The 24,105-nt window shown below is 36.5% G+C and carries 19 protein-coding genes; 14 read left to right on the top strand and 5 right to left on the bottom strand.

The genetic code is table 11. The features are described from left to right. Positions 1 to 59 precede the first annotated feature (59 nt). The 3 genes from mutL to hfq all read left to right on the top strand — a co-directional run bounded on the left by mutL (position 60) and on the right by hfq (position 3,341). The gene (gene mutL / locus CEP47_RS04295; RefSeq protein ID WP_261920791.1) at positions 60 to 1,946 is read left to right on the top strand and encodes a DNA mismatch repair endonuclease MutL; all 1,887 of its coding nucleotides are present in this window, start codon (positions 60 to 62) and stop codon (positions 1,944 to 1,946) included. Further along, on the top strand, positions 1,936 to 2,907 hold the full coding sequence (gene miaA, locus CEP47_RS04290; protein WP_373463129.1) for a tRNA (adenosine(37)-N6)-dimethylallyltransferase MiaA: 972 nt from the start codon (positions 1,936 to 1,938) through the stop codon (positions 2,905 to 2,907). Before mutL ends, miaA begins: the two co-directional genes overlap by 11 nt. A 158-nt stretch (positions 2,908 to 3,065) precedes the next feature. Beyond that, the gene (gene hfq, locus CEP47_RS04285) at positions 3,066 to 3,341 is read left to right on the top strand and encodes an RNA chaperone Hfq (RefSeq protein WP_261920793.1); all 276 of its coding nucleotides are present in this window, start codon (positions 3,066 to 3,068) and stop codon (positions 3,339 to 3,341) included. Between the two features lie 52 nt (positions 3,342 to 3,393). Here hfq and tsaB read toward each other — a convergent pair whose 3' ends face one another. Beyond that, positions 3,394 to 4,143 carry a tRNA (adenosine(37)-N6)-threonylcarbamoyltransferase complex dimerization subunit type 1 TsaB gene (gene tsaB, locus CEP47_RS04280; RefSeq protein WP_265482680.1) on the bottom strand — a complete coding sequence of 250 codons (750 nt, stop codon included), beginning with the start codon at positions 4,141 to 4,143 and terminating at the stop codon, positions 3,394 to 3,396. Then, positions 4,143 to 6,134 carry an ATP-dependent DNA helicase gene (locus CEP47_RS04275; protein ID WP_261920794.1) on the bottom strand — a complete coding sequence of 664 codons (1,992 nt, stop codon included), beginning with the start codon at positions 6,132 to 6,134 and terminating at the stop codon, positions 4,143 to 4,145. Before CEP47_RS04275 ends, tsaB begins: the two co-directional genes overlap by 1 nt. A 279-nt stretch (positions 6,135 to 6,413) precedes the next feature. Here CEP47_RS04275 and CEP47_RS04270 point away from each other — a divergent pair, with 279 nt between their 5' ends. The 5 genes from CEP47_RS04270 to nanA are packed head-to-tail and all read left to right on the top strand — an operon-like array spanning position 6,414 to position 10,316. Next, positions 6,414 to 7,100 (top strand): N-acetylmannosamine-6-phosphate 2-epimerase, encoded by a 687-nt coding sequence (locus CEP47_RS04270; protein WP_261920795.1) that lies wholly within the window; start codon positions 6,414 to 6,416, stop codon positions 7,098 to 7,100. Positions 7,101 to 7,128: 28 nt separating this feature from the next. Next, positions 7,129 to 8,040: an N-acetylmannosamine kinase gene (locus CEP47_RS04265; protein WP_261920796.1), complete on the top strand. Its 912-nt coding sequence runs from the start codon at positions 7,129 to 7,131 to the stop codon at positions 8,038 to 8,040. A gap of 20 nt (positions 8,041 to 8,060) precedes the next feature. Then, on the top strand, positions 8,061 to 8,537 hold the full coding sequence (gene nanQ / locus CEP47_RS04260) for an N-acetylneuraminate anomerase (RefSeq protein ID WP_261920797.1): 477 nt from the start codon (positions 8,061 to 8,063) through the stop codon (positions 8,535 to 8,537). A 12-nt stretch (positions 8,538 to 8,549) separates the two neighbouring features. After that, positions 8,550 to 9,416 (top strand): MurR/RpiR family transcriptional regulator, encoded by an 867-nt coding sequence (locus tag CEP47_RS04255; RefSeq protein WP_261920798.1) that lies wholly within the window; start codon positions 8,550 to 8,552, stop codon positions 9,414 to 9,416. Between the two features lie 21 nt (positions 9,417 to 9,437). Beyond that, the gene (gene nanA, locus CEP47_RS04250) at positions 9,438 to 10,316 is read left to right on the top strand and encodes an N-acetylneuraminate lyase (RefSeq protein WP_261920799.1); all 879 of its coding nucleotides are present in this window, start codon (positions 9,438 to 9,440) and stop codon (positions 10,314 to 10,316) included. 68 nt (positions 10,317 to 10,384) lie between these two features. Here nanA and CEP47_RS04245 read toward each other — a convergent pair whose 3' ends face one another. Then, positions 10,385 to 11,209: a glycosyltransferase gene (locus CEP47_RS04245; protein WP_261920800.1), complete on the bottom strand. Its 825-nt coding sequence runs from the start codon at positions 11,207 to 11,209 to the stop codon at positions 10,385 to 10,387. A 153-nt stretch (positions 11,210 to 11,362) separates the two neighbouring features. Between CEP47_RS04245 and trmA the strand changes: the two genes are divergently transcribed. Both trmA and CEP47_RS04235 read left to right on the top strand, forming a co-directional pair. Beyond that, the gene (trmA, locus tag CEP47_RS04240; protein WP_261920801.1) at positions 11,363 to 12,469 is read left to right on the top strand and encodes a tRNA (uridine(54)-C5)-methyltransferase TrmA; all 1,107 of its coding nucleotides are present in this window, start codon (positions 11,363 to 11,365) and stop codon (positions 12,467 to 12,469) included. 6 nt (positions 12,470 to 12,475) lie between these two features. Next, positions 12,476 to 13,222, top strand: coding sequence for a class I SAM-dependent methyltransferase (locus CEP47_RS04235; protein ID WP_261920802.1), 747 nt, complete (start codon positions 12,476 to 12,478; stop codon positions 13,220 to 13,222). Between the two features lie 43 nt (positions 13,223 to 13,265). Here CEP47_RS04235 and tyrS read toward each other — a convergent pair whose 3' ends face one another. Then, positions 13,266 to 14,453, bottom strand: a complete 1,188-nt coding sequence (gene tyrS, locus CEP47_RS04230) for a tyrosine--tRNA ligase (RefSeq protein ID WP_261920803.1) — start codon at positions 14,451 to 14,453, stop codon at positions 13,266 to 13,268. Positions 14,454 to 14,901: 448 nt separating this feature from the next. Between tyrS and pntA the strand changes: the two genes are divergently transcribed. Then, entirely contained in the window at positions 14,902 to 16,434 is a 1,533-nt protein-coding gene (pntA, locus tag CEP47_RS04225) for a Re/Si-specific NAD(P)(+) transhydrogenase subunit alpha (RefSeq protein WP_261920804.1), read from the top strand. An 11-nt stretch (positions 16,435 to 16,445) separates the two neighbouring features. Further along, positions 16,446 to 17,819, top strand: coding sequence for a Re/Si-specific NAD(P)(+) transhydrogenase subunit beta (gene pntB / locus CEP47_RS04220; RefSeq protein WP_261920805.1), 1,374 nt, complete (start codon positions 16,446 to 16,448; stop codon positions 17,817 to 17,819). Positions 17,820 to 17,905: 86 nt separating this feature from the next. On the opposite strand, the gene CEP47_RS04215 is transcribed toward pntB, so the two are convergent. Beyond that, entirely contained in the window at positions 17,906 to 18,922 is a 1,017-nt protein-coding gene (locus CEP47_RS04215) for a YeiH family protein (protein WP_261920985.1), read from the bottom strand. Between the two features lie 174 nt (positions 18,923 to 19,096). Here CEP47_RS04215 and uvrB point away from each other — a divergent pair, with 174 nt between their 5' ends. Beyond that, on the top strand, positions 19,097 to 21,127 hold the full coding sequence (gene uvrB, locus CEP47_RS04210; protein WP_261920806.1) for an excinuclease ABC subunit UvrB: 2,031 nt from the start codon (positions 19,097 to 19,099) through the stop codon (positions 21,125 to 21,127). A gap of 141 nt (positions 21,128 to 21,268) precedes the next feature. After that, entirely contained in the window at positions 21,269 to 23,908 is a 2,640-nt protein-coding gene (gene gyrA, locus CEP47_RS04205; RefSeq protein ID WP_265482679.1) for a DNA topoisomerase (ATP-hydrolyzing) subunit A, read from the top strand. Positions 23,909 to 24,105 lie beyond the last annotated feature (197 nt).

Below are 24,105 nucleotides of genomic sequence, written 5' to 3'. Positions count from 1 at the left end.
ATTAAAAATAATTATTTTTATTTAAATCTTACTCTGATGAATGATAAAAGGATAACAAAATGGCAATTCAAATTTTATCACCACAGTTAGCCAATCAAATTGCAGCAGGTGAAGTGGTTGAACGTCCAGCATCAGTTGTTAAGGAATTAATTGAAAATAGTTTAGATGCTGGTGCGAATAAAATTCAAATCGATATTGAACAAGGCGGAGCAAATTTAATTCGGATTAGAGATAATGGCTGTGGTATCAGCAAAAGTGATCTCTCTCTTGCATTAGCTCGCCATGCAACCAGTAAAATTGTAACGTTAGAAGATCTAGAAACGATTTTAAGTTTAGGTTTTCGTGGTGAAGCTTTAGCGAGTATTAGTTCTGTTTCTCGTTTAACCTTAACATCTCGTCCAGCAGAGCAAACTCAAGCGTGGCAAGTTTTTGCTCAAGGACGTGAGATGGAAACGATTATAAACCCTGCTTCGCATCCTATAGGTACGACAGTTGAAGTCGCAAACCTTTTTTTTAATACTCCCGCACGGCGAAGATTTTTACGCACAGATAAAACAGAGTTTGCTCATATTGATGAAGTAGTAAGGCGTATTGCATTAGCAAAACCACAAACACAATTTATTCTAACGCATAATGCTAAACAGGTTAGGAATTATAAAATTGCAACCACGAAAGATCAGCAATTAAAGCGTTTAGCGGCGATTTGTGGGCAAGAATTTGTCGATAATGTATTACAGCTTGATTGGCAATATGGTGATCTGCATCTTTATGGTTGGATCGCAACAGAGAAGTTTTATCGCCTACAAAATGATTTTAATTATAGCTATGTCAATGGTCGGAGTATGAAAGATAAGACAATTAACCATGCCGTACGACAAGCTTTTGCAGATCGTTTATCCTTAGATCGTTATCCAGCATTTGTACTTTTTATAGATATTAATCCAACGGAAGTTGATGTTAATGTTCATCCCGCAAAGCAAGAAGTGCGTTTTCATCAATCACGCTTAGTCCATGACTTTATTTATCAAGGTGTGTTAAATGTATTACAAACAGCAACACATTTATCACTTCAACCAGAAGAGAAAATGGATTTCTCTCAAGCTGCACCAGTAAATACAAAAAAAATAGTGGTGCAGTATGATCAAAACAATTCAGAGAGTAACTTAGCTCAAGTCGCAGAACAGCCAAATACTTATTTTAATCCAGTAAAAAATCGTCAAGCTGCTGGAAATAATGTTTTTGCTATGCAGAAAAATGTTTCATTTAAGCAGGCAGAACAAACAAGTTTGGGAGTAAAGCAGCAAATTTCACCAGAGAAAATAAGTTCACAATATTTAAAAGGGTATGATCAATTATTAACTACTGGTATTCCAACAACTCAAGCAGTTAGTTCAGAAATTAATCAAACAAAGTCGTTATTAACGTCACATTTACGTTTATTAAGTTTAGTTCAACCTAATGGTATTTTGTTACAACAAGACGAACATTGCTATCTAATGAAAGTGAAAGCACTACAACATTTGAAAGTTTATCTGACTTTAACAACAGAAAAAATAGAACAACAACGGTTATTGATCCCACTCAATTTAAATTTAACAGAACAACAGTGGCAAAATTATCACCAGCAACAACAACATTTTAGTCGAGTTGGATTTGATTTAGAGCAGATTAATCAACGTTTAAGAATTAATATTGTGCCACTTTTATTACGTCAACAGAATTTGCAGCACCTTATTAGCCAAATTTTGTTTAATACTTTTGCAACTTTTGAGGCGTTTGTTGATAGATTATCCCAGTTAACTGAATTTGAAGCACCATTAGTTTATACTGATGCTCTGCGTTTATTAACTGAAACAGAACAATTATTACCCACAACAGATCGACAAGCTTTAAATGCTTTATTAATCCCACTAGATTTTACGCCATATTTAAATGATGAAAACTAAACCCTTAGCTATTTTTTTAATGGGGCCAACTGCTTCAGGTAAAACTGCATTGGCGATTCGGCTTCGTCAACGTTTACGCACTTGTTTACCGTTAGAGATTATTAGTGTTGATTCTGCGTTAATTTATCGTGGAATGGATATAGGTACAGCTAAACCTACTGCAACAGAATTAGCATTAGCACCCCATCGATTGATTGATATTAAAGATCCTACTGAAAGTTATTCTGCAGCTGATTTTCGTGCTGATGCTTTGCGAGAAATGGCACAACTCACCGCTGAGGGGAAGATCCCTGTTTTAGTTGGTGGAACAATGTTATATTATAAAGCTTTATTAGAGGGGTTATCTCCTTTACCTAAAGCCGATCCGACTTTAAGAGCGGAAATAGAACAGAGAGCCTCACAATTTGGTTGGCAAGCGTTGCATACTGAATTAGCAAAAATTGATCCTATTTCGGCACAACGTATTCATTCAAATGATCCACAGCGAATTAATCGAGCATTAGAAGTTTATTATTTAACTGGCAAATCTTTAACTGAGTTAACAACTGAAAAAGGTGAGGAATTACCTTATCAATTACTGCAATTTGCCTTAGCACCACAAGAGCGAAGTATTTTACACCATCGAATAGAACAACGTTTTCATACGATGATTAATCAAGGATTTCAACAAGAAGTTGAAAAACTGTATCAACGAGGTGATTTACATTTAAATTTACCATCAATGCGTTGTGTCGGATATCGGCAAATGTGGGAATTTTTGCAAGGTGAATATTCGCATCAAGAAATGATTTACCGAGGAATTTGTGCTACTCGGCAATTAGCAAAACGACAAATTACTTGGTTAAGAGGCTGGAAATCTCCCCTGATTTGGCTAGATAGCTTGCAAATGGAGCGTGCAGAACAGGAAGTGATTGATAATATACAACAAAAATGGGATAAAATGTGTAAACTTTCTTGTTAGCTAATGACATTGTTAAGCTTTATTGTTATATTACTGAGTGGTAATTTAAAAATAACGTTATTTTCTTTAATAAACGCATTGATCATAACTTTTTTGAAGAATTGAAGTTATTTTATATTATTAAACCCTTGACACTATAATCAAAAAAGGAACATAAGATGGCAAAAGGACAATCTCTACAAGATCCTTATTTAAATTCACTCCGTCGTGAGCGTATTCCTGTTTCAATTTATTTGGTTAACGGAATTAAATTACAAGGTCAAATTGAGTCGTTCGATCAATTCGTTATTTTATTAAAAAATACCGTCAGTCAAATGGTTTACAAACATGCTATTTCAACTGTTGTACCAGCACGTTCAATTTCTCCTCACCAAAATCATACAGGTTCTAAATCTGTATCTGGTGAAATAGGTCTTGAAGAAGAAAAAGAATAATTCATATAGAGTTAAAATAAAAAGTCTGTTAGTGATAACAGACTTTTTATTTTTATTCTCTACCGGGTAATTTTTGCCAAGTAACTTGGTTACGTAAGTAAATAGGTTCAATTTCTAATGCAGTAATCTGCTGTTGTTGCTGAATCGCTGTCAGAGCTAAAGTCAACATATCTTGTGCAGATGGTAAGATGATTTCGCTTTTTTGTGCATTAATGGTGGCTAAAATAGGATAGGCTTGCCAACCTGTACCTACGGTAACCCATTCTGGCAATTGTTCTGGTTTAATCGTGTTTTGGATTTGTTCAATCGCTTGTTCTGGTGAAAGGACTTGTTCTTTAATAATGGTTTGCCAATTAGAGTAAGGTGTAGGAGTAGTGGTTGTTTCTTGGCGTTCAAGTACCGAAAAATAGATTTCATTCATACGGGCATCTATGGCACAGAGTACTTTTTTAACCCCCATTTGACGATATGCCGCTTCTGCCATTGCGGTTAAATTAGAGATTGGATAAACAGGAAGATTGCCATTTTGGCAACCAAAGGCTAATCCTTGTGCAATACCAGCACTGACTCGAACACCAGTAAAACTTCCCGGTCCTCTCCCAAAAGCTAGCCCATTAATTTGATTGATTTTTATATCTGCTTCGGTAAGGATTTGATCGATCATAGGTAAAATCCGTTGGGTATGAGTACGCTGGGCGATTTCAGCGTAAGTGGTAATTTTACCTTGATGTAATAAAGCGACTGAACAGGCTTCTGTGGCTGTATCTAGGGCTAAAAGCGTAAGATCTTGTGGTAATAACATTATTGCTCCTTTTGATTTTTTAAGTGATCTGTTTGAATTGTTTGTAAAAATTTTATTGCTTGTGATAGATCTCGTGTACGGTAAGCAGGTGGGAGGCTACGCAAAAAAGTTTCACCGTAAGCTCGAGTTACTAAACGAGAATCACAAATAATAATTACCCCACGGTCATTAATATCCCGAATAAGACGCCCAACGCCTTGTTTTAAAGTGATAACAGTTTGGGGAATTTGAATTTGCTGGAAGGGATCACCACCTTGTAGTTGACAATCTTCAATCCGAGCTTTTAAAAGTGGTTCATCGGGTGAGGCAAAGGGAAGTTTGTCTATAATAACTAGAGAAAGTGCATCACCTCGAACATCAATGCCTTCCCAAAAACTTTGAGTGGCAACTAAGACGCTTTGTGGCTGTTGTAAAAATTGTTCAAGTAAGCGACTTTTAGCGGTTTCTCCTTGCAGTAAAATATTTAATGTGCTTTTTTCACGTAAAAATTCAGCTAAGCCTTTCATCATTGAATAGGAAGTACAGAGGAGAAAACAACGCCCTTGGTTTGTTTCAATTACAGGTAAGAGCATTTCACCGAGCTGGTTTAAGGTTTGTTTTTGATTAGTTGCAGGTAGATAACGAGGTACGCAGAGCATAGCTTGCTTTGGATAATTAAAAGGACTTTGTAGAACTAATTCCTTTGCTTGTACTATGCCTAAACGCCGTCGATAATGCTCAAAATTGCCATCAACTTCAAGAGTTGCCGAAGTAAAAATCCAACTAGCGGATTGTTTTTTTATTTGCTCGCTAAACTTTTCAGCAATTGAGAGTGGTGTAATATGTAATGCAAAGTGCTTGCCCTTTGTTTCATACCAATAACAATAGCCTATCTGAGTGGTATTAGTTAAGCGTTCTAATAAAAGTTTAATTGTACTTGTACGTTCAAAGATGGCATCTAAAGCCAGTGAACGCCCTAGGGCAGATTTTGCAATTTCTTGAATAAATTCTAATCGTTGTCTAAGTAATACAACGCCTTTTTCCATTGCATTTGTATCATATTGATGATCTGACTGGGAGTGGTAATTTAACCCAGTTGGTATTAACCATTCCCGTAAATTACCTTTACTATTGTTTTCACCAAATAGTAAACGAAAATCTTGAATAGTTTTTTGAAGTAAATCAGCTGCTTTGGCTAACTGTTCCATATCACGCAATTCAACACGTTGTAAGAGTTGAATATCTTTGACTAATTCAAATAATTGGTAGGAAGTGAGAGATTCACCAAAATATTGTGTTGCGATATCAGGAAGTTGGTGCGCTTCATCAAAAATAATGGTTTCAGCTGTTGGAATTAATTCTCCAAAACCGTTTTCTTTAACAGCCATATCAGCAAAAAAAAGGTGGTGATTAACAACGACAATATCCGCATCTAATGCTTGTTTTCTCGCTTTACTTACAAAACAATCTTTTATATAAGGACAATCACTACCTAAGCAGTTATCGTTAGAACTGATGACTTGTGGAATAATAGGGCTATTTTCAGCGATAGTATGACATTCGCTTAAATCGCCTGTTTGAGTTCCGTTTCGCCATTTTTGGATTTTAGCTAATTCAGGTAGTAAATTTTTATCCCCCCGCAGCCCTTGGGCATTAATTTGGGCAAGTTTTTCCAAACATAAATAATTGGATCGCCCTTTAAGTAAGGCTATTTTTCCTGAGAATTTCAGTGCATGACAAATTGTGGGAAGATCACGTTTATAAAGTTGATCTTGTAAATTTTTTGAACCCGTAGAAATAATTGTTTTTTGTTTCGTTAAAATGATTGGAACAAGATAGGCGAAGGTTTTTCCCGTTCCTGTCCCCGCTTCAACAATCAAAGTAGAGTCTGTTTTAATTGCTTGTTCAACCGCTATCGCCATAGTGGTTTGTTCTGCTCTTGGCTGAAAGCCTTTAATTTTTTGGCTTAGCGTGCCGTTAGAACTAAAAATATGGGATAAATCTTGACTCATTTGATGATGATTAAAATGGTTGTTAAAAGTTAGGGATAAAATTGGTGGCTAGTTTAGCAGAATATCGCCGACTTTAAAAAAAGAATCCGCTTATTTCAATTAAATTAGATGAAAGACTGTTTAAAGTTTATCTTTTTAAAAAAAGTGTACTTAGTTAAATTGTGATCAATCTCTAAAATATTTATTATTTTGCTTGTTGATTCATAAAATAGTGATTATTATTGTTTCAATGGAGTTTATCTTCTACATTTTTTAAAATATTGGAGTTAATGTATCAAAATGACAAAGCAACAGGTGTTAGAACAAATTAAAAATGGTTTAATTGCTTCTTGCCAACCAGTTGATGATGGTCCGATGGATCAGCCTGAAATTGTTGCAGCAATGGCTCAAGCAGCGGTTAATGGTGGTGCAGCTGGTTTAAGAATAGAAGGAATTGATAATTTAATTGCAACCCGTAAGGTTGTTGATGTGCCTATCATCGGTATTATTAAACGTGATCTAGAAGATAGTCCTATTCGGATTACTCCATTTTTAGCTGATGTGGAAGCGTTAGCCAAAGCGGGGGCTGATATTATTGCTTTTGATGGAACTGACCGTATTCGTCCTACCACAAGAAAAGAGATTGTGGAATATATTCACCATTTAGGCTGCCTTGCAATGGCAGACTGCTCTAATTTAGCTGAAGGGCTTTATTGTCAGCAATTAGGTGTAGACATTATTGGTTCCACAATGTCTGGTTATACCGGTGGCGTTGTCCCTGTTGAACCTGATTATCAGCTAGTTCAAGAATTGGTTCAGGCAGGTTGCCGAGTAATGGCTGAAGGTCGTTATAATAGTCCTGAATTGGCTCAAAAGGCGATTGAATTAGGGGCTTATTCTGTCACAGTGGGTTCAGCATTGACTCGTTTGGAGCATATTGTGAGTTGGTTTGTGCAAGCTGTGAAGAGTGCAAAAAATGAAAAGTAGCTGAGTAATTGTCAAAGGAAGATACCAAATGTTAGACCAAAATAATGCCTTTAATCGTTGTTTATCCTTAGATATCGGTGGGACTAAAATAGCTTCGGCTTTGGTGGTTAATGGAGAAATTACTCAGCGTCATCAGATGAGTACCCCTCAAATAGATGTTAGTCGAGCAATGGAACAGACCTTAGCCAAGATATTATCACAATATCAAGGAGAGTTTGATTATATTGCCGTTGCTTCAACGGGGATTATTAATCAAGGTATTTTAACCGCTCTTAACCCTAAAAATCTTGGTGGTTTAGCATATTTTCCTTTACATACCAGTCTTGCACGTTATACAGATAAACCAATAGGTTTATTAAATGATGTACAAGCAGCGGCTTATGCAGAATACAGTAAACAGAATGAACAGTTACAAAATATGGTATTTATTACCGTTTCAACTGGTGTTGGTGGCGGTATTATTTTAGATCGTCAACTTGTAACGCAACCACGAGGGATAGCAGGGCATATTGGGCATACATTAGCAGATCCAAATGGACCTATCTGTGGGTGTGGGCGTCAAGGTTGTGTTGAAGCTGTCGCTTCAGGCAGAGCAATTGAATTTGAGGCAATGCAGTGGGCGGAGCCTTGCAAACCAGAACAAGTTTTTGTACGTTTTAGAAAAAATGATCCACAAGCAACAGCATTAGTACAACGTTCGGCAAAAGCAATTGCAAATTTAATTGCAGATCAAGTGATTAGTTTAGATATTCAAAAAGTGATTCTCGGTGGTAGTATTGGATTGGCTGAAGGATATTTACCTTTGGTAGAGAGTTACTTAAAAAAATTACCAACATTTTATCATTGCGAATTAGAGCCTGCTTATTATGGTGCTGATGCGGGATTAATTGGTGCTGCGTTGTGGGTGAAATCACGCTTACAACAAGGATTAAAACTTTAAACGAAAGATAGGAAGGAAAAATGTTTTTAGGCGATTTAACCCGTTCAGATTATAAACTAGGGTTACCACCTGTGATTGCAGAGGTTTGTGAATATTTAAATAGTTTAGATCTGACAACACTAGAAAATGGACAACATCATATAAATGAGCAAATTTATATGAATGTAATGGAATTTGAAACGGTAGCGGTTGAAAGTAAACAAGCGGAATTCCATCGAAAATATATTGATTTACAGGTACTTATTCAAGGCACTGAATATATTGAGTATGGTGTGGCTTATCCTGATCTCCAGCTTTGTACAGAATATAATACACAAGATGATTATCAATTAATTGATAAAATAACAGATAAGAACGGTATTTTGCTAAAACCGAAGATGTTTGCTGTCTTTTATCCATACGAACCGCATAAACCCGGTTGCTATATTAATAATTCAGTTTGCACTTTAAAAAAGTTAGTGGTAAAAATTCCAGTCGAATTAGTTTCTCGTGATTAATAAGGAATAAATATGAGTGGAAGCGGTAAAATTTTAGATACCATAGGTGCATTGCATAGTAGCTTAACTAAAACTGAAAAACGGATAGCTTCAGCAATTTTGGCATCGCCAAATTTACTTAGTCAAGCCTCATTATCTGAAGTGGCAGCACAACTTGATGTTGGTGAAGCAACTTTTATTCGCTTTTGCCGTACTCTAGGTTTTAAAGGATATACGGATTTTAAATTAGAATTGGCGATTGAATTAGCGACACAAGAAAAACAAGAATGTTCGCTATTAGATACCGAAATTGATAAGAGTGATACCTCAAAAGATATTGCGGTGAAATTACAGCGATCATTAGGTAAAGTCATCACTGAAACAATTAACCTATTAGATTTCAATGAATTAGAAAAAGCGGTTGTAGCATTACGCAACGCAAAACGGATTTTCTTGCTTGGAGTGGGATCTTCAGGATTAACGGCAGAAGAAGCTAAACATAAATTTATGCGGATAGGTTTACAAGTTGATGCTGTTACTAATAATCATTTTATGTATATGCAAGCAGCATTAATGAAAAAAGATGATGTCGTGATTGGTATAAGTCATTCAGGCTATTCTGAAGAAACGGTGCAAGCTTTAAAAATAGCGAAACGTAATAATGCTACTGCGATTGCCCTTACCCATAATTTACGTTCCCCGATCACCCAAATTGCTGATATTGTTTTAATTAACGGTAATCGCCAAGGGCAAATGCAAGGGGATTCAATTGGAACAAAAATGGCACAGCTATTTGTTTTAGATCTGGTTTATGCCTTGTTAGTGCAGGCTGAAGAAGATAAAGCTATCAAAATAAAACAAAAAACAATCAATGTGATTATGGAACAACGTATTAAATAAAGAACCTTTTAGGAGAATATAATGAAAAAGTTAACAGGAATTTTTAGTGCATTATTAGTGTCTTTTAATCCTGATGGCAGTATTAATGAAAAAGGTTTACGCCAGATTGTTCGACATAATATCGATAAAATGAAGATCGATGGATTATATGTTGGAGGTAGTACGGGCGAAAACTTTATGCTATCAACAGCCGAGAAAAAAGAGATTTTTCGTATTGTTAAAGATGAAGCACAAGATCAAGTTGGATTAATTGCACAAGTTGGTAGTGTAAGTTTACACGAAGCGGTGGAGCTTGGTAAATATGCAACAGAATTAGGCTACGATAGCTTATCAGCGGTAACTCCTTTTTATTATAAATTTAGTTTTGCGGAAATTAAACATTACTACGATACCATTATTGCGGAAACGGGCAATAATATGATTGTTTATTCAATACCGTTTTTAACAGGTGTCAATATTGGTGTAGAACAATTCGGAGAGTTGTATAAAAATCCAAAAATCTTAGGCGTAAAATTTACCGCAGGGGATTTTTATTTACTGGAAAGATTGAAGAAAAACTATCCAAATCACCTGATTTGGGCGGGTTTTGATGAAATGATGTTGCCAGCGGCTGCTTTAGGTGTTGATGGGGCAATTGGTAGTACCTTCAACGTTAATGGTATTAGAGCAAGACAAATCTTTGAATTAACTCAAGCTGGAAAATTAGAAGAAGCGTTAAAGATTCAGCATACCACCAATGACTTAATTGAAGGGATATTAGCAAATGGCTTATATCTCACTTTAAAAGAGTTATTAAAACTTGAAGGAGTAGAAGCTGGTTGTTGCCGTGAACCAATGACAAAATCAGCAACAGAACAACAGTTAGCAATTGCAAAAGAGTTAAAACAGAAGTTCCTATAAATCAGTTTTGGAACGGTAAAATGAATAGATTGGCACTGTGTTAAATATTATTACAGTGCCATTTTTTATTATGCAGGATAATTTGGGCAATAAAGTTTAAATAACTTTTCCACTAAACAATTGGGATCTAAAGGCTTATTTTTATCAATATTGCCACGTCGCCACATTTCATTCCAAAGGTGAATGGCACAGCTTTCACTTGGAAGTTGTTCAAGATTAATTTTATTGGCAGTGATTAAATCTTGCCAATTTTGCCAAGCAATAGGATAAAAATAGTTTGGAGAGATAGGTTGAAAGTCAATTTTTCCTTGTTTTAGTAAGTAAAAGTATGCACGTGTTAAGCCTGAGGGCCCCGCAGTTTCTCCCCAACCAAGCGCATTTTGTTGTTGAGTAAATAGCCTATTAATTAATCTTAGTGTTTTTACTCGAAGAGAATCATAGGGTTTTGGCATGCTCGGATATTTAGCTGCATTTAATAACTCTTTTGCCAAAGGGTGATTAGTTGGAAATTTCATTATAGTAGGCGTACATTCATTTTTATCCTGCCAACCTAGCACAATTTCTTGATTAAATTCAAAGGGACGAAGACAAATAACATCGGTATCGCAATACCACCCGCCTTTCTCTACCATTAATTTCCAACGGAATAGATCCGCAAAAGCAGCGTAAGATCCCATATGCTTAAAAATAGTATGTTGTGGTAGGATCTGGTTGGCATCACAGAAAGTAACGTCTTGAGGAACATTGTCAATCTTTTCGTAAGCATATAAATGTACAGGATGTCCATTAGACAAAAAAGATTGCATACATAGGTATTCAATACGGCTTAATGCTTTACCTATCCAAAGCATTTGGATAGGATCATTTGTTTGTTTGGCATAATTCTTCAACATAATTCTTAGATTATTGAAAATATTAGGTTTAGGTATTTTAGAATATTTAATATTTAAAAGAAAGCAACGAAAGTACATTTTACCCACTTAGTGAGATATGCTAGACTTTTGCACTATTTTGACGATAAATGATGAAAAAATTGACCAGAATTTATGAGTAATATTAACTTGTTACCTGTTGCGGATTATCCGCTTTTGTTAAATAAAAAAGTAGAAAAATTAAAACAATTATTACATCCATTTAATGCTGATTTGCAATTAGATATTTTTGAATCTGAACCCCAGCATTTTAGAATGAGAGCTGAATTTAGAATCTGGCACGATGGTGATCAACTCTATCACATTATGTTTGATCCTGATACTAAACAACGCTACCGTGTCGATCAATTTCCGATTGCAAGCCAATTAATTAATCGAGCTATGCAGCTGTTGCCTAATTTATTACAACAAGAACAGATACTTAGTCAGAAGCTTTTTCAAATTGATTATCTAAGTACATTAAGTGATAAGTTAATTATTAGTTTGTTATATCATAAAAAATTAACGTCAGAATGGCAGGATAAAGCAGAACAATTAAAAGCGAAGTTAATGGCATTAGGCTTTGATTTACACCTTATAGGGCGTGCTTCTAAACAAAAAATTTGTCTTGAACAAGATTATATTGATGAAATATTACCAGTTGGCGATAAAAGATATATCTATCGCCAAGTAGAAAATAGTTTTACCCAACCTAATGCAAGGGTGAATTGTAAGATGTTGCAGTGGGCATTGGATTGCACTCGTCATAGCTCGGGCGATTTATTAGAACTGTATTGTGGGAATGGTAATTTTTCAATTGCATTAGCACAGAATTTTCGTCAAGTATTAGCAACGGAAATTGCTAAACCATCTGTTATGGCAGCTCAATATAATATAGCTGCAAATCAAATTGAAAATTTACAGATAATCCGAATGTCTGCCGAAGAATTTACACAAGCGATTAATGGAGAACGTCAGTTTAATCGTTTAAAAGGTATCGATCTTACTCAATATCAGTGTAATACGATTTTTGTCGATCCACCACGAGCAGGATTAGATCAAAAAACCTTAGCAATGGTACAAGGTTACCAACATATTTTATATATTTCTTGTAACCCACATACATTAGCCGAGAATTTAGTGAGTCTAACTCAAACCCATCGTATTGAACGGGCGGCACTTTTTGATCAGTTTCCTTATACTGATCATATTGAAAGCGGTGTTTGGCTAGTAAGACGGTAAGTTGTGATGCAAATTCAATTAGTTAATCAAGGTAGAGATCCTCAGCAATTTGAGGAACTCACCCAGCGTTGGCAGTTATTGCACGATCCTAAAGCGAGATTGGCTTTAGTATTCAGTGTAGATTGTCTGGCTTTGTATCAATTAGATCAACCTAAACAGGGAGCCGTTTATGTTGATTTTGTTACTGGGGTAATGGCACATCGGCGAAAATTTGGTGGTGGTCGAGGTGAAGCTGTTGCCAAAGCAGTTGGGATTAAACAGGGGTATTTACCTACTGTACTTGATGCCACTGCTGGATTAGGGCGAGATGCTTTTGTTCTTGCCTCAATAGGATGTCAGGTCGATTTGATTGAACGTAACTCTGTGGTATCAGCTTTATTAGCAGATGGATTACAGCGAGCTTATCAAGATCCAGAAATAGGTGGTTTTATGCAAGAGCGAATGCGGTTATTACCTTTTTCGACCATTATGGCATTACAGGCTGAACAAGGCAAAAAATTATATGATGTTGTTTATCTCGATCCAATGTATCCGCATAAACAGAAAAGTGCTTTGGTTAAGAAAGAAATGCGGGTTTTTCAGCATTTAGTTGGTGCGGATTTAGATGCAGATCTGTTATTAGAGCCTGCGTTAAATTTGGCGAGAAAAAGGGTGGTTGTAAAACGTCCTGACTATGCTCCTTTCTTGGCAGAGAAAAAACCGAGTTTTAGCCATACTACTAAAAATCATCGTTTTGATATTTATCTCACCTAAGCAATAAAAAAATCCCCCGTTATTACGGGGGAGGTCATTTGAATTATTTTATTGTTACTCGAGCAAATTTACGTTTTCCAACTTGGTAGATCGCTGTTGATGCAGTAATAAGTAGTTTGCTATCTTCTACTTTTTCACCATCTATTTTTACACCACCTTGTTTAATCATTCGTAGAGCTTCAGAGGTAGAACTCACTAAGCCTGCTTCTTTTAATAGATTTGCGAGTGGCATTTCACCCTCAAAGTTAAATTCAGGCATCTCATCGGGCATTGCACCTTTTTGGAAGCGATTAATAAATTCTTGTTCAGCCTGATCCGCAGCAGCTTGATCGTGGAAACGTGTAATAATTTCTTTTGCTAATAATACTTTAACATCACGAGGATTGCGACCATCAGCTACTTCTTGTTTTAACTGGGCAATTTCAGCTAATGGGCGGAATGAAAGTAGATCATACCAGCGCCACATTAAATCATCTGAAATCGACATTACCTTACCAAACATCTCAGTTGGTGATTCAGCAACACCAATGTAGTTACCTAATGATTTAGACATTTTTTTCTCACCATCTAAACCTTCAAGCAGAGGCAGAGTAATCGCAACTTGTGGTTTTTGTCCTGCTGATTTTTGCAATTCACGCCCAACTAATAAATTGAATTTTTGGTCTGTACCACCTAATTCAACATCGGCTTCTAATGCAACTGAATCGTGACCTTGTAGCAGTGGATAGATAAATTCGTGGATTGCAATAGGTTGTTGGTTAGTGAAGCGTTTTTTAAAATCATCACGTTCTAACATACGAGCTACGGTATATTGAGAACTTAAACGAATCATTCCTTCAGTCCCTAATTCACTTAACCAAGTAGAGTTGAAGACCACTTTGGTTTTTTCTGGATCAAGGATTTTAAAAATTTGTTCTTTATAAGTTTCAGCGTTGCGTAGAACATCTTCTCGTGTGAGTGGTGGTCGGGTGGTGCTTTTACCGGTAGGGTCACCAACCATTCCTGTAAAATCTCCAATTAAGAAGTAAACTTCATGCCCAAGCTGTTGGAATTGACGTAATTTATTTAGTACAACTGTATGCCCTAAATGAATATCTGGTGCAGTAGGATCTGCCCCTAATTTGATTTTTAAAGGGCGATTTTCTTTTAATTTTTCAATGAGATCATTTTCAGAGAGAATTTCATCTACTCCACGTTTTAATTCAGCTAATATAGTATTTAAGTCATTCATTTTTATTTCTCGAATCTAAGTTAGATAAAGACGAAAGTTTTATCATTATAAGACTTATTTGTTAAATGAAAAGGCTTATTCAAAGTAGGTGGAGGGATTAGATAAAAAAAAGCACCTCAGTGTGGGGGAGAGGTGCAAGATGTTGGAGTATTAACTACTTTTATAGTAATCTCGGTTTTGAGACGGAAATAAATATAAATGATAATAGTTCTCAATAATATTTTATTTACATTTTTTTACAAAGTGTTTGTGGTATAGCTGTTAGAAAGAGCTTGATGTTCAACCTTTTTTATAGAGCAGAAAGTTTTTAGAGCAATAGCTATTTTGAATCAAAAAAGATTATTCTTTTTTGAAGGTTTAGTGTTAAATTGACTGTGTTTGACGTCAAAGTCATCGTTTGGGGAGGATCTGGGTATCCTAATATCTATAAATCAAGAAAGGAATGTTTATGCTGATTGCTATACCTAAAGAATTACTGGAAAAAGAAAGTCGGGTAGCGGCAACGCCAAAGACTGTACAGCAGTTAAAAAAACTTGGTTTTGATGTGCTGATAGAACATAACGCAGGTTTTAAAGCAAGTTTTGAAGATAGTGCTTTTGAGGCTGCTGGTGCAACGATAGGTAGTGTCAATGATGTGTGGCAGGCGGATATTATTTTGAAAGTAAATCCACCGCAAGAAGAGGAAATTACTCAAATTAAGGAAGGTGCTACTTTAATTAGTTTTATTTGGCCAGCTCAACAACCTGAATTAATGGAAAAGTTAGCGGCGAAAAAAATTAATGTGTTAGCGATGGATGCCGTCCCACGGATTTCTCGGGCTCAATCTCTAGATGCACTAAGTTCAATGGCAAATATTGCAGGGTATCGTGCAGTGGTTGAGGCAGCACATGAATTTGGTAGTTTCTTCACTGGTCAAATTACTGCTGCTGGTAAAGTGCCACCTGCAAAAGTGTTAGTGATTGGTGCAGGTGTTGCGGGACTAGCGGCTATTGGTGCGGCGAATAGTTTAGGTGCGATAGTGCGAGCTTTTGATTCTCGTCCCGAAGTGAAAGAGCAAGTCGAAAGTATGGGAGCATCATTCCTCGAACTTGATTTTCAAGAAGAAGGGGGAAGTGGCGATGGTTATGCCAAGGTAATGTCTGAAGAGTTTAATCGCCGAGCTTTGGCTTTATATGCTGAACAAGCTAAAGAGGTGGATATTATTATCACTACGGCATTAATTCCGGGGAAACCTGCACCACGCTTGATTACTAAAGAAATGGTTGCCACTATGAAGCCGGGTAGTGTTATTGTCGATCTCGCCGCAGCTACTGGGGGGAATTGTGAATTAACACAAGCCGATCAAATTACGATAACAGAAAATCAAGTAAAAATTATCGGATATACAGATTTACCAAGTCGTTTACCAACTCAATCCTCTCAACTTTATGCCACCAATCTGGTTAACCTATTGAAATTATTGTGTAAAGAGAAAGATGGTAAGATTAATATTGATTTTAATGATGTCGTACAACGTGGGGTTACTGTGATTAGAGAGGGGGAAATTACTTGGCCAGCACCACCAATTCAAGTTTCAGCACAGCCAAAACAGAGTACCCCGACAGCTAAACTTGTTGAAAAACAAGAAGTAGTCAAAAATCCTGTGAAGAAATGGGGAATCATCGCCACTGCGATAGCTCTTTATTTTTGTGTCTTAGCTGTTGCACCACCAGCCTTTTTATCACATTTCACCGTATTTGTATTATCTTGTGTTGTTGGGTATTACGTGGTTTGGAATGTCAGCCATGCCTTACATACCCCTTTAATGGCGGTTACGAATGCGATTTCTGGCATCATTGTGGTCGGTGCTTTATTACAGATTGGACAAGGCAACCTAGTGGTATCTTTTCTCGCATTTATCGCCATTTTAGTTGCTAGTATCAATATTTTTGGCGGTTTTAAAGTTACTCAGCGTATGCTGGCAATGTTCAGAAAAGGATAAGGAGAGAAGTCATGTCAGAGAGTTTTGTTCATTCCGCCTATATTATCGCTGCGGTATTATTCATTATGAGTTTAGCTGGCTTGTCTAAACACGAAACAGCTAAAGCTGGTTGTTGGTATGGTATTGTTGGAATGGGGATAGCCCTATTTACCACTGTTTATGGGCCACAAACTGAAGGGCAATTTTGGATCATTCTCGCTATGATTATTGGAGGAATTATTGGAATACGCAAAGCAATTCAAGTGGAAATGACTGAAATGCCTGAATTGGTAGCGTTATTACATAGTTTTGTGGGATTAGCCGCAGTATTGGTTGGTTTTAACAGCTATTTAGCACATCAGCCACTTGATCAAAGTTTGCAAAATATTCATAACATAGAAGTCTTTCTAGGTATTTTCATTGGTGCGGTTACTTTAACAGGGTCAATTGTTGCCTTTGGTAAATTAAGAGGATTTATCAATTCAAAAGCGCTAATGTTACCCCACCGTCATAAAATGAATTTAGCGGCTTTAGTGGTTTCATTTGTACTTATGTTAGGCTTTCTTTCATCGCCGGGATTATTTTACTTGATCCTTATGTTATTGATTGCATTAGCCTTTGGCTGGCATTTAGTTGCATCAATTGGTGGTGCAGATATGCCAGTTGTTGTTTCAATGCTGAACTCTTATTCGGGTTGGGCAGCCGCAGCAGCAGGCTTTATGCTAAGCAACGATTTATTAATTGTTACTGGGGCATTAGTCGGATCATCGGGTGCAATTCTTTCCTATATTATGTGTAAAGCGATGAATCGTTCCTTTATCAGTGTTATTGCTGGTGGTTTTGGAACAGAAGTTGTCGTTTCTGGTGATGAAGAGCAAGGTGAGCATCGTGAAGTTAAAGCAGAAGAAGTTGCCGAAATGTTACGCAATGCTAGTTCTGTGATTATTACTCCCGGTTATGGTATGGCAGTTGCACAAGCTCAATATCCAGTTGCTGAAATTACCCAAAAACTTCGTGATAAAGGCATTAATGTTCGTTTTGGTATTCACCCAGTAGCAGGGCGTTTACCGGGGCATATGAATGTTTTACTTGCAGAAGCAAAAGTGCCTTATGATATTGTTTTAGAAATGGATGAAATTAATGATGATTTTGCTGATACTGATGTTGTTTTAGTGATTGGGGCAAATGATACAGTCAATCCAGCCGCTCAAGATGATCCAAATAGTCCAATAGCGGGTATGCCCGTATTAGAAGTTTGGAAAGCAGCAAATGTAGTTGTCTTCAAACGTTCTATGAATACAGGTTATGCAGGCGTTCAAAACCCACTTTTCTTTAAGGAAAATACCCAAATGTTATTTGGTGATGCGAAAGAAAGTGTTGATGAGATTTTAAAAGCGTTAAATTAAGATCAGCTTTATTTGCTATAAAAAAGGATTGTTCTGGATAAGAACAATCCTTTTTAGCTTATTTAGGTATAGATTTGTTTGAAATGTTAGCTAAACAGCTGTCCCATAGTTTGATTCACTAAAAAACCACCTATTACTAACCATACAAATACTATTAATCCTAAGATTAAAGGTTTAATCCCAGCTTGTTTAATTGCACCGATATGAGTGGTAACTCCTAAAGCCGCCATTGCCATCATTAATAAAATACCGTCAATTTCAACTAAAATTTGTACAATTGGGGCAGGTACAATTGGAAATGAGTTAAGAATAGCCACTAAAATAAAGAAAACTGCAAACCATGGAATATTAATTTTATTCTTTGCTTGGGGAGTATTTTTAGGAGTAAGAAAATAGGATAAAGCAAGTAAGAATGGGGCTAACATCATCACTCGAATCATTTTAGTAATGACAGCATTATCGGCAACACTTGGGTTGATATTATCCCCAGCTGCATAAACCTGTGCAACTTCATGGACAGTTGAACCGATATAAATTCCGAATTGATGATCATCTAAATAAGGAAGTAGCCAAGTATATAATGCAGGGTATAGAAACATTGCCGCCGTACCAAAAATAACCACAATTGCGACAGCAACTGCCACTTTATGAGATTCAGCTTTTACGACAGGCTCGCTTGCCATAACGGCGGCTGCACCACAGATACTACAACCTGCAGCACTTAAATAGACTGTTTGTTTGTCAATTTTTAACCAGTAATAGCCTAACCAAAGTGTAATAAAAAAAGTAGAAATCAGCATAATCGCATCAGTGATTACCGCATTAAGTCCAACAGCATTAATTTGTTGAAAAGTAATCCGAAAACCGTAAAGAACAATACCTGCTCGCAGCAGAAAACTTTTTGCAAAGGTAATACCAGTATGCGAATAAGTTGCAATCTTAGCATAGAAAGTATTGCCAATTAGCATTCCTAGCAAAATAGCAAAAGTGAGAGAACTTAAGCCAATACTACTGCCGATATGCATTGCATATAGTTGATTGGCAATAATGGTTATACCACCAGACAACAGCAGTCCAGGTATAAATTTAGTAATTTTATTCAATAACATATGTTTTTATCACCTTATGAATAGTAAATAGTGATACTATTCTAACACATCTCGTACAAATTAGGTTAGATATACTTTTAAAGTAAGCTTTGATAGTGATACACTACTTATCTTCACAAAAAATGATTTGATTGAATATCTTGAAAAACAGTTTCAAGAGCCTAAAAAATGAATAAAACAAGTAAGCCTTTTATTTTACATTCAGAGTTTAAACCCTCAGGTGATCAACCTACCGCAATTGAAAAAATCATTGAAAATCTTAATGATGGATTAGCCCATCAAACCTTGCTTGGAGTAACTGGTTCAGGGAAAACTTTTACCATTGCAAACGTGATTGCTCGGTTAAATCGTCCAGCAATGATCTTTGCTCCGAATAAGACGTTAGCTGCACAACTTTATGCTGAAATGAAAGCCTTTTTCCCTGAAAATGCGGTTGAGTATTTTGTTTCTTATTATGATTATTACCAGCCAGAAGCTTATGTTCCTTCTAGTGATACCTTTATTGAAAAAGATGCTTCAGTAAATGATCAAATTGAACAAATGCGTTTATCTGCCACGGTATCTTTTTTAGAACGGCGAGATACGATAGTCGTAACATCAGTATCAGCAATCTATGGTTTAGGTGATCCTGAATCTTATTTGAAGATGATGTTACACTTACAAACGGGGGAAATTATTGACCAACGTAAGATTTTATCTCGGTTGGCAGAATTACAATACACTCGTAATGATCAAGCTTTTCAACGTGGTACTTTCAGAGTGAGAGGTGAGGTAATTGATATATTTCCTGCGGAATCTGATGATGTTGCCTTGAGAGTTGAATTATTTGATGATGAAATTGAACGCCTTAGTCTTTTTGATCCTTTAACACAGCGTCATTTAGGCGTTGTGCCACGTTATACTGTTTATCCGAAAACACATTATGTAACGCCAAGAGAACGGATTTTAGATGCGATTGATAAAATCAAACAGGAATTAGCCGAAAGACGTGAATATCTACTCAAAAATAATAAATTAGTTGAAGAGCAACGGATCACACAACGAACGCAGTTTGATATCGAAATGATGAATGAATTAGGCTATTGTTCAGGGATTGAAAATTACTCCCGTTATTTATCAGGACGGAAAGAGGGAGAACCACCACCCACATTATTTGATTATATTCCCAGTGATGCTTTGCTAATTATTGATGAATCACATGTTACCGTACCTCAAATTGGAGGTATGTATCGTGGTGATCGTTCTCGAAAAGAGACTTTAGTCGAATATGGTTTCCGTTTACCTTCCGCATTAGATAACCGTCCACTACGTTTTGAAGAATTTGAATGTCTTGCTCCTCAAACAATTTATGTTTCAGCTACCCCCGGAGCTTATGAGTTAGAAAAATCAGGCGGAGAGATCATCGATCAGGTTGTTCGTCCAACAGGTTTACTTGATCCTGAAATTGAAGTTCGCCCAGTAGCCACTCAAGTAGATGATTTACTTTCAGAAATTCGTAAAAGAGTTGAACTTAATCAGAGAGTTTTGGTTACAACATTAACTAAAAAAATGGCTGAAGATCTAACAGATTATCTAGCTGAACATGGTGTATTGGTGCGTTATTTACATTCTGATATTGATACCGTTGAACGTGTTGAAATTATTCACGATCTACGAGCTGGTGAATTTGATGTTTTAGTGGGGATTAACTTATTGCGAGAAGGGCTAGATATGCCAGAGGTATCATTAGTCGCTATTCTTGATGCAGATAAAGAAGGATTCTTACGTTCAGAACGTTCTTTAATCCAAACAATTGGGCGAGCTGCACGGAATTTATATGGTAAGGCGATTTTGTATGCGGATCGTATTACTAATTCAATGCAAAGGGCGATAGATGAAACGGAACGGCGGCGAGCAAAACAGCAAGCTTATAACCAAAAACATGGCATAGTACCACAAGCGTTGAATAAAAAAGTGGGAGAGTTATTGGATATTGGGCAACCAACAAATTATAAAGGTAAAACAAAAGCAAAAACGCCGAAAGTTGCCGAATCTATGGCTGAGTATAATTTGCCAAAAACAGCAAAAGAACAACAAAAACAGATGAAACACTTAGAACAACAGATGTATAAATATGCTCAGAATTTAGAGTTTGAAAAAGCGGCAGCTATTCGAGATCAGTTGCAACAATTAAGAGAAACCTTCTTAGTGGCTGAGTAATTAAAATGTAGGCTTTGGGATCAATATCACTAAATAGTATAAATATTAACACCCAAGCCTTTTATACCTGACTTATCAGCAAAATTTTGCTATAATCGACACAATTTTTCTACCAAAAATCAAGAAATAGGATAAGCCTAAATGAGCAATTTAGCGAAAGATATTATTCCAGTTAATATTGAAGAAGAAATGAAGTCTTCATATTTAGACTATGCAATGTCGGTCATTGTTGGAAGAGCATTACCAGATGTTCGAGATGGATTAAAACCTGTTCATCGCCGAGTATTATTTGCAATGAGTGTCGGTGGTAATGATTACAACAAACCTTATCGTAAATCTGCTCGTATAGTGGGGGACGTGATTGGTAAATACCACCCACATGGTGATTCCGCTGTTTATGATACCTTAGTGCGGATGGCACAGCCTTTTTCATTGCGTTATCCATTGGTTGATGGGCAAGGTAATTTTGGTTCTATTGATGGGGATTCACCTGCAGCAATGCGTTATACCGAAGCTCGAATGACCAAAATAGCCCATGAACTGCTTGCTGATCTAGATAAAGAAACTGTCGATTACGTCCCAAATTATGATGGATCAGAAATGATTCCAGATGTCTTACCGACTAAAGTACCTGCTTTATTAGTCAATGGTTCAAGTGGTATTGCGGTTGGAATGGCAACGAATATCCCACCTCATAATTTAGGGGAAGTTGTTGATGGTTGCTTAGCTTATATTGATAACGAAGATATTACCATTGATGAATTAATGACTTATATTCCCGGTCCTGATTTTCCAACTGCAGCATTAATTAATGGACGTAAAGGGATTGAAGAAGCTTATAAAACAGGACGAGGCAAAGTCTATATTCGTGCTAGAGCTGAAATTGAAACAGATGAAAAGGGCCGTGAAAGCATCATAGTTCACGAAATTCCATATCAAGTGAATAAAGCTCGTTTAGTTGAAAAAATTGCTGAATTGGTTCGGGATAAAAAAGTTGAAGGTATCAGTGCCTTACGTGATGAATCCGACAAAGACGGAATGCGAATTGTTATTGAAGTAAAACGTGATGCAGTCGGTGAAGTTGTGCTTAATAACCTTTATGCTTTAACCCAGTTACAAGTTACTTTTGGGATTAATATTGTTGCATTAGATCACGGACAACCAAAGCTATTCAATTTAAAACAACTGATAGAAGCTTTTGTATTACATCGCCGTGAAGTTGTCACTCGCCGTACTGTTTATGAGTTACGCAAAGCAAGAGAACGGGCACATATTTTAGAAGGTTTAGCAATCGCTTTAGCTAATATCGATCCAGTAATTGAACTTATCCGTCAAGCCTCGACACCAGCTATTGCTAAAGAAGGGCTATTATCGCAAGCGTGGCAATTAGGGCAGGTAAGCGGTATGTTAGCGGCAAGTGGTGTTGATACTGCACGACCTGAAGAATTATCCTCAGAATATGGTATTCGTGATGGTTATTACTATCTAACGGAAGTTCAAGCCCAAGCAATTTTAGATTTACGTTTACAAAAATTAACGGGATTAGAACACGATAAAATCCTTGATGAATATAAGTCTCTGCTAGATATTATTGTTGATCTCTTAGATATTTTACAAAATGCTGCACGATTAATGTCGATTATTCGTGAGGAATTGGAACAAATTAAAACGCAATTTAATGATCCTCGCCGTACAGAAATTACGACCGCAAGTGGTGATATTAATCTTGAAGATTTAATTACCCCAGAAGATGTCGTTGTTACTTTATCTCACGAAGGATATGTTAAATATCAACCACTTAATGATTATGAAGCCCAACGTCGAGGTGGTAAAGGGAAGTCGGCAACTAAAATGAAAGAAGAAGATTTTATTGAAAAATTATTAGTTGCCAATACGCATGACACCATTTTATGTTTTTCAAGCCGTGGGCGTTTATATTGGCTGAAAGTATATCAATTACCACAGGCTAGCCGAGGTTCAAGAGGACGTCCAATCGTTAATCTTTTACCATTAGAGGAAAACGAACGTATCACTGCTATTTTACCAGTCAATGATTATGCTGATGATAAGTATATCGTGATGGCAACGGCAGGTGGTATCGTCAAGAAAACGGCTCTGACTGAATTTAGTCGTCCAAGATCCAGTGGTATTATTGCTGTTAATTTACGTGATGAAGATGAATTAATTGGCGTAGATATTACCAATGGGGATAACGAAATTATGTTATTCTCGGCTCAAGGTAGAGTTGTCCGCTTCAATGAAACAGCAGTTCGAGCGATGGGACGAACAGCGGCAGGAGTAAGAGGGATTAAACTTGCTTTAACAAATGATTTTACTGAGGAAGAAAATCAGAATGATGTTGAAGAGAGTACAGATGATAACGAACAAACCTTAGATTTAAGCATTGATAAAGTTGTTTCACTTGTTATTCCAAAAACAACAGGAGAAATTCTAACTGCAACTCAAAATGGTTATGGTAAACGCACTAAGCTAGATGAATATCCAACTAAGTCACGGAATACGAAAGGGGTGATCTCAATCAAGGTGAGTGAACGTAATGGTAAAGTCGTTGCAGCAACTCAGGTTGAAGAAAGAGATCAAATTATGCTAATTACAGATGCTGGTACTCTAGTGAGAACAAGAGTCGCTGAAATTGGTATAGTGGGACGAAATACTCAAGGGGTACGTTTAATACGTACCAGTGATACAGAACAACTTGTTAGTCTTGAACGAGTTTGTGATGTTGATGAGGATTGCGAAGAAGAATTGAGTGTAGAATAATTACTATTTCTAATTTAACAGCACCTTAGGGTGCTGTTTTTTTATCTTGATTGTTGTTTCTTATATCGATTATTTCATTACATTAACTCATTAGTATGAATAATATTCATTTTGAATAGAAAAAATATTAAATTGACTTTAAAGCCAATTCTTTTTAATTTAAAAATTAGACGTCTAAACATCTAAAGGTTAAAAAG

It is taken from the genome of Mergibacter septicus (assembly GCF_003265225.1).
Lineage (GTDB): Bacteria > Pseudomonadota > Gammaproteobacteria > Enterobacterales > Pasteurellaceae > Mergibacter > Mergibacter septicus.
Note: the sequence above shows the minus strand (reverse complement) of the source record. Positions and strands in the feature narration are given on the sequence as shown.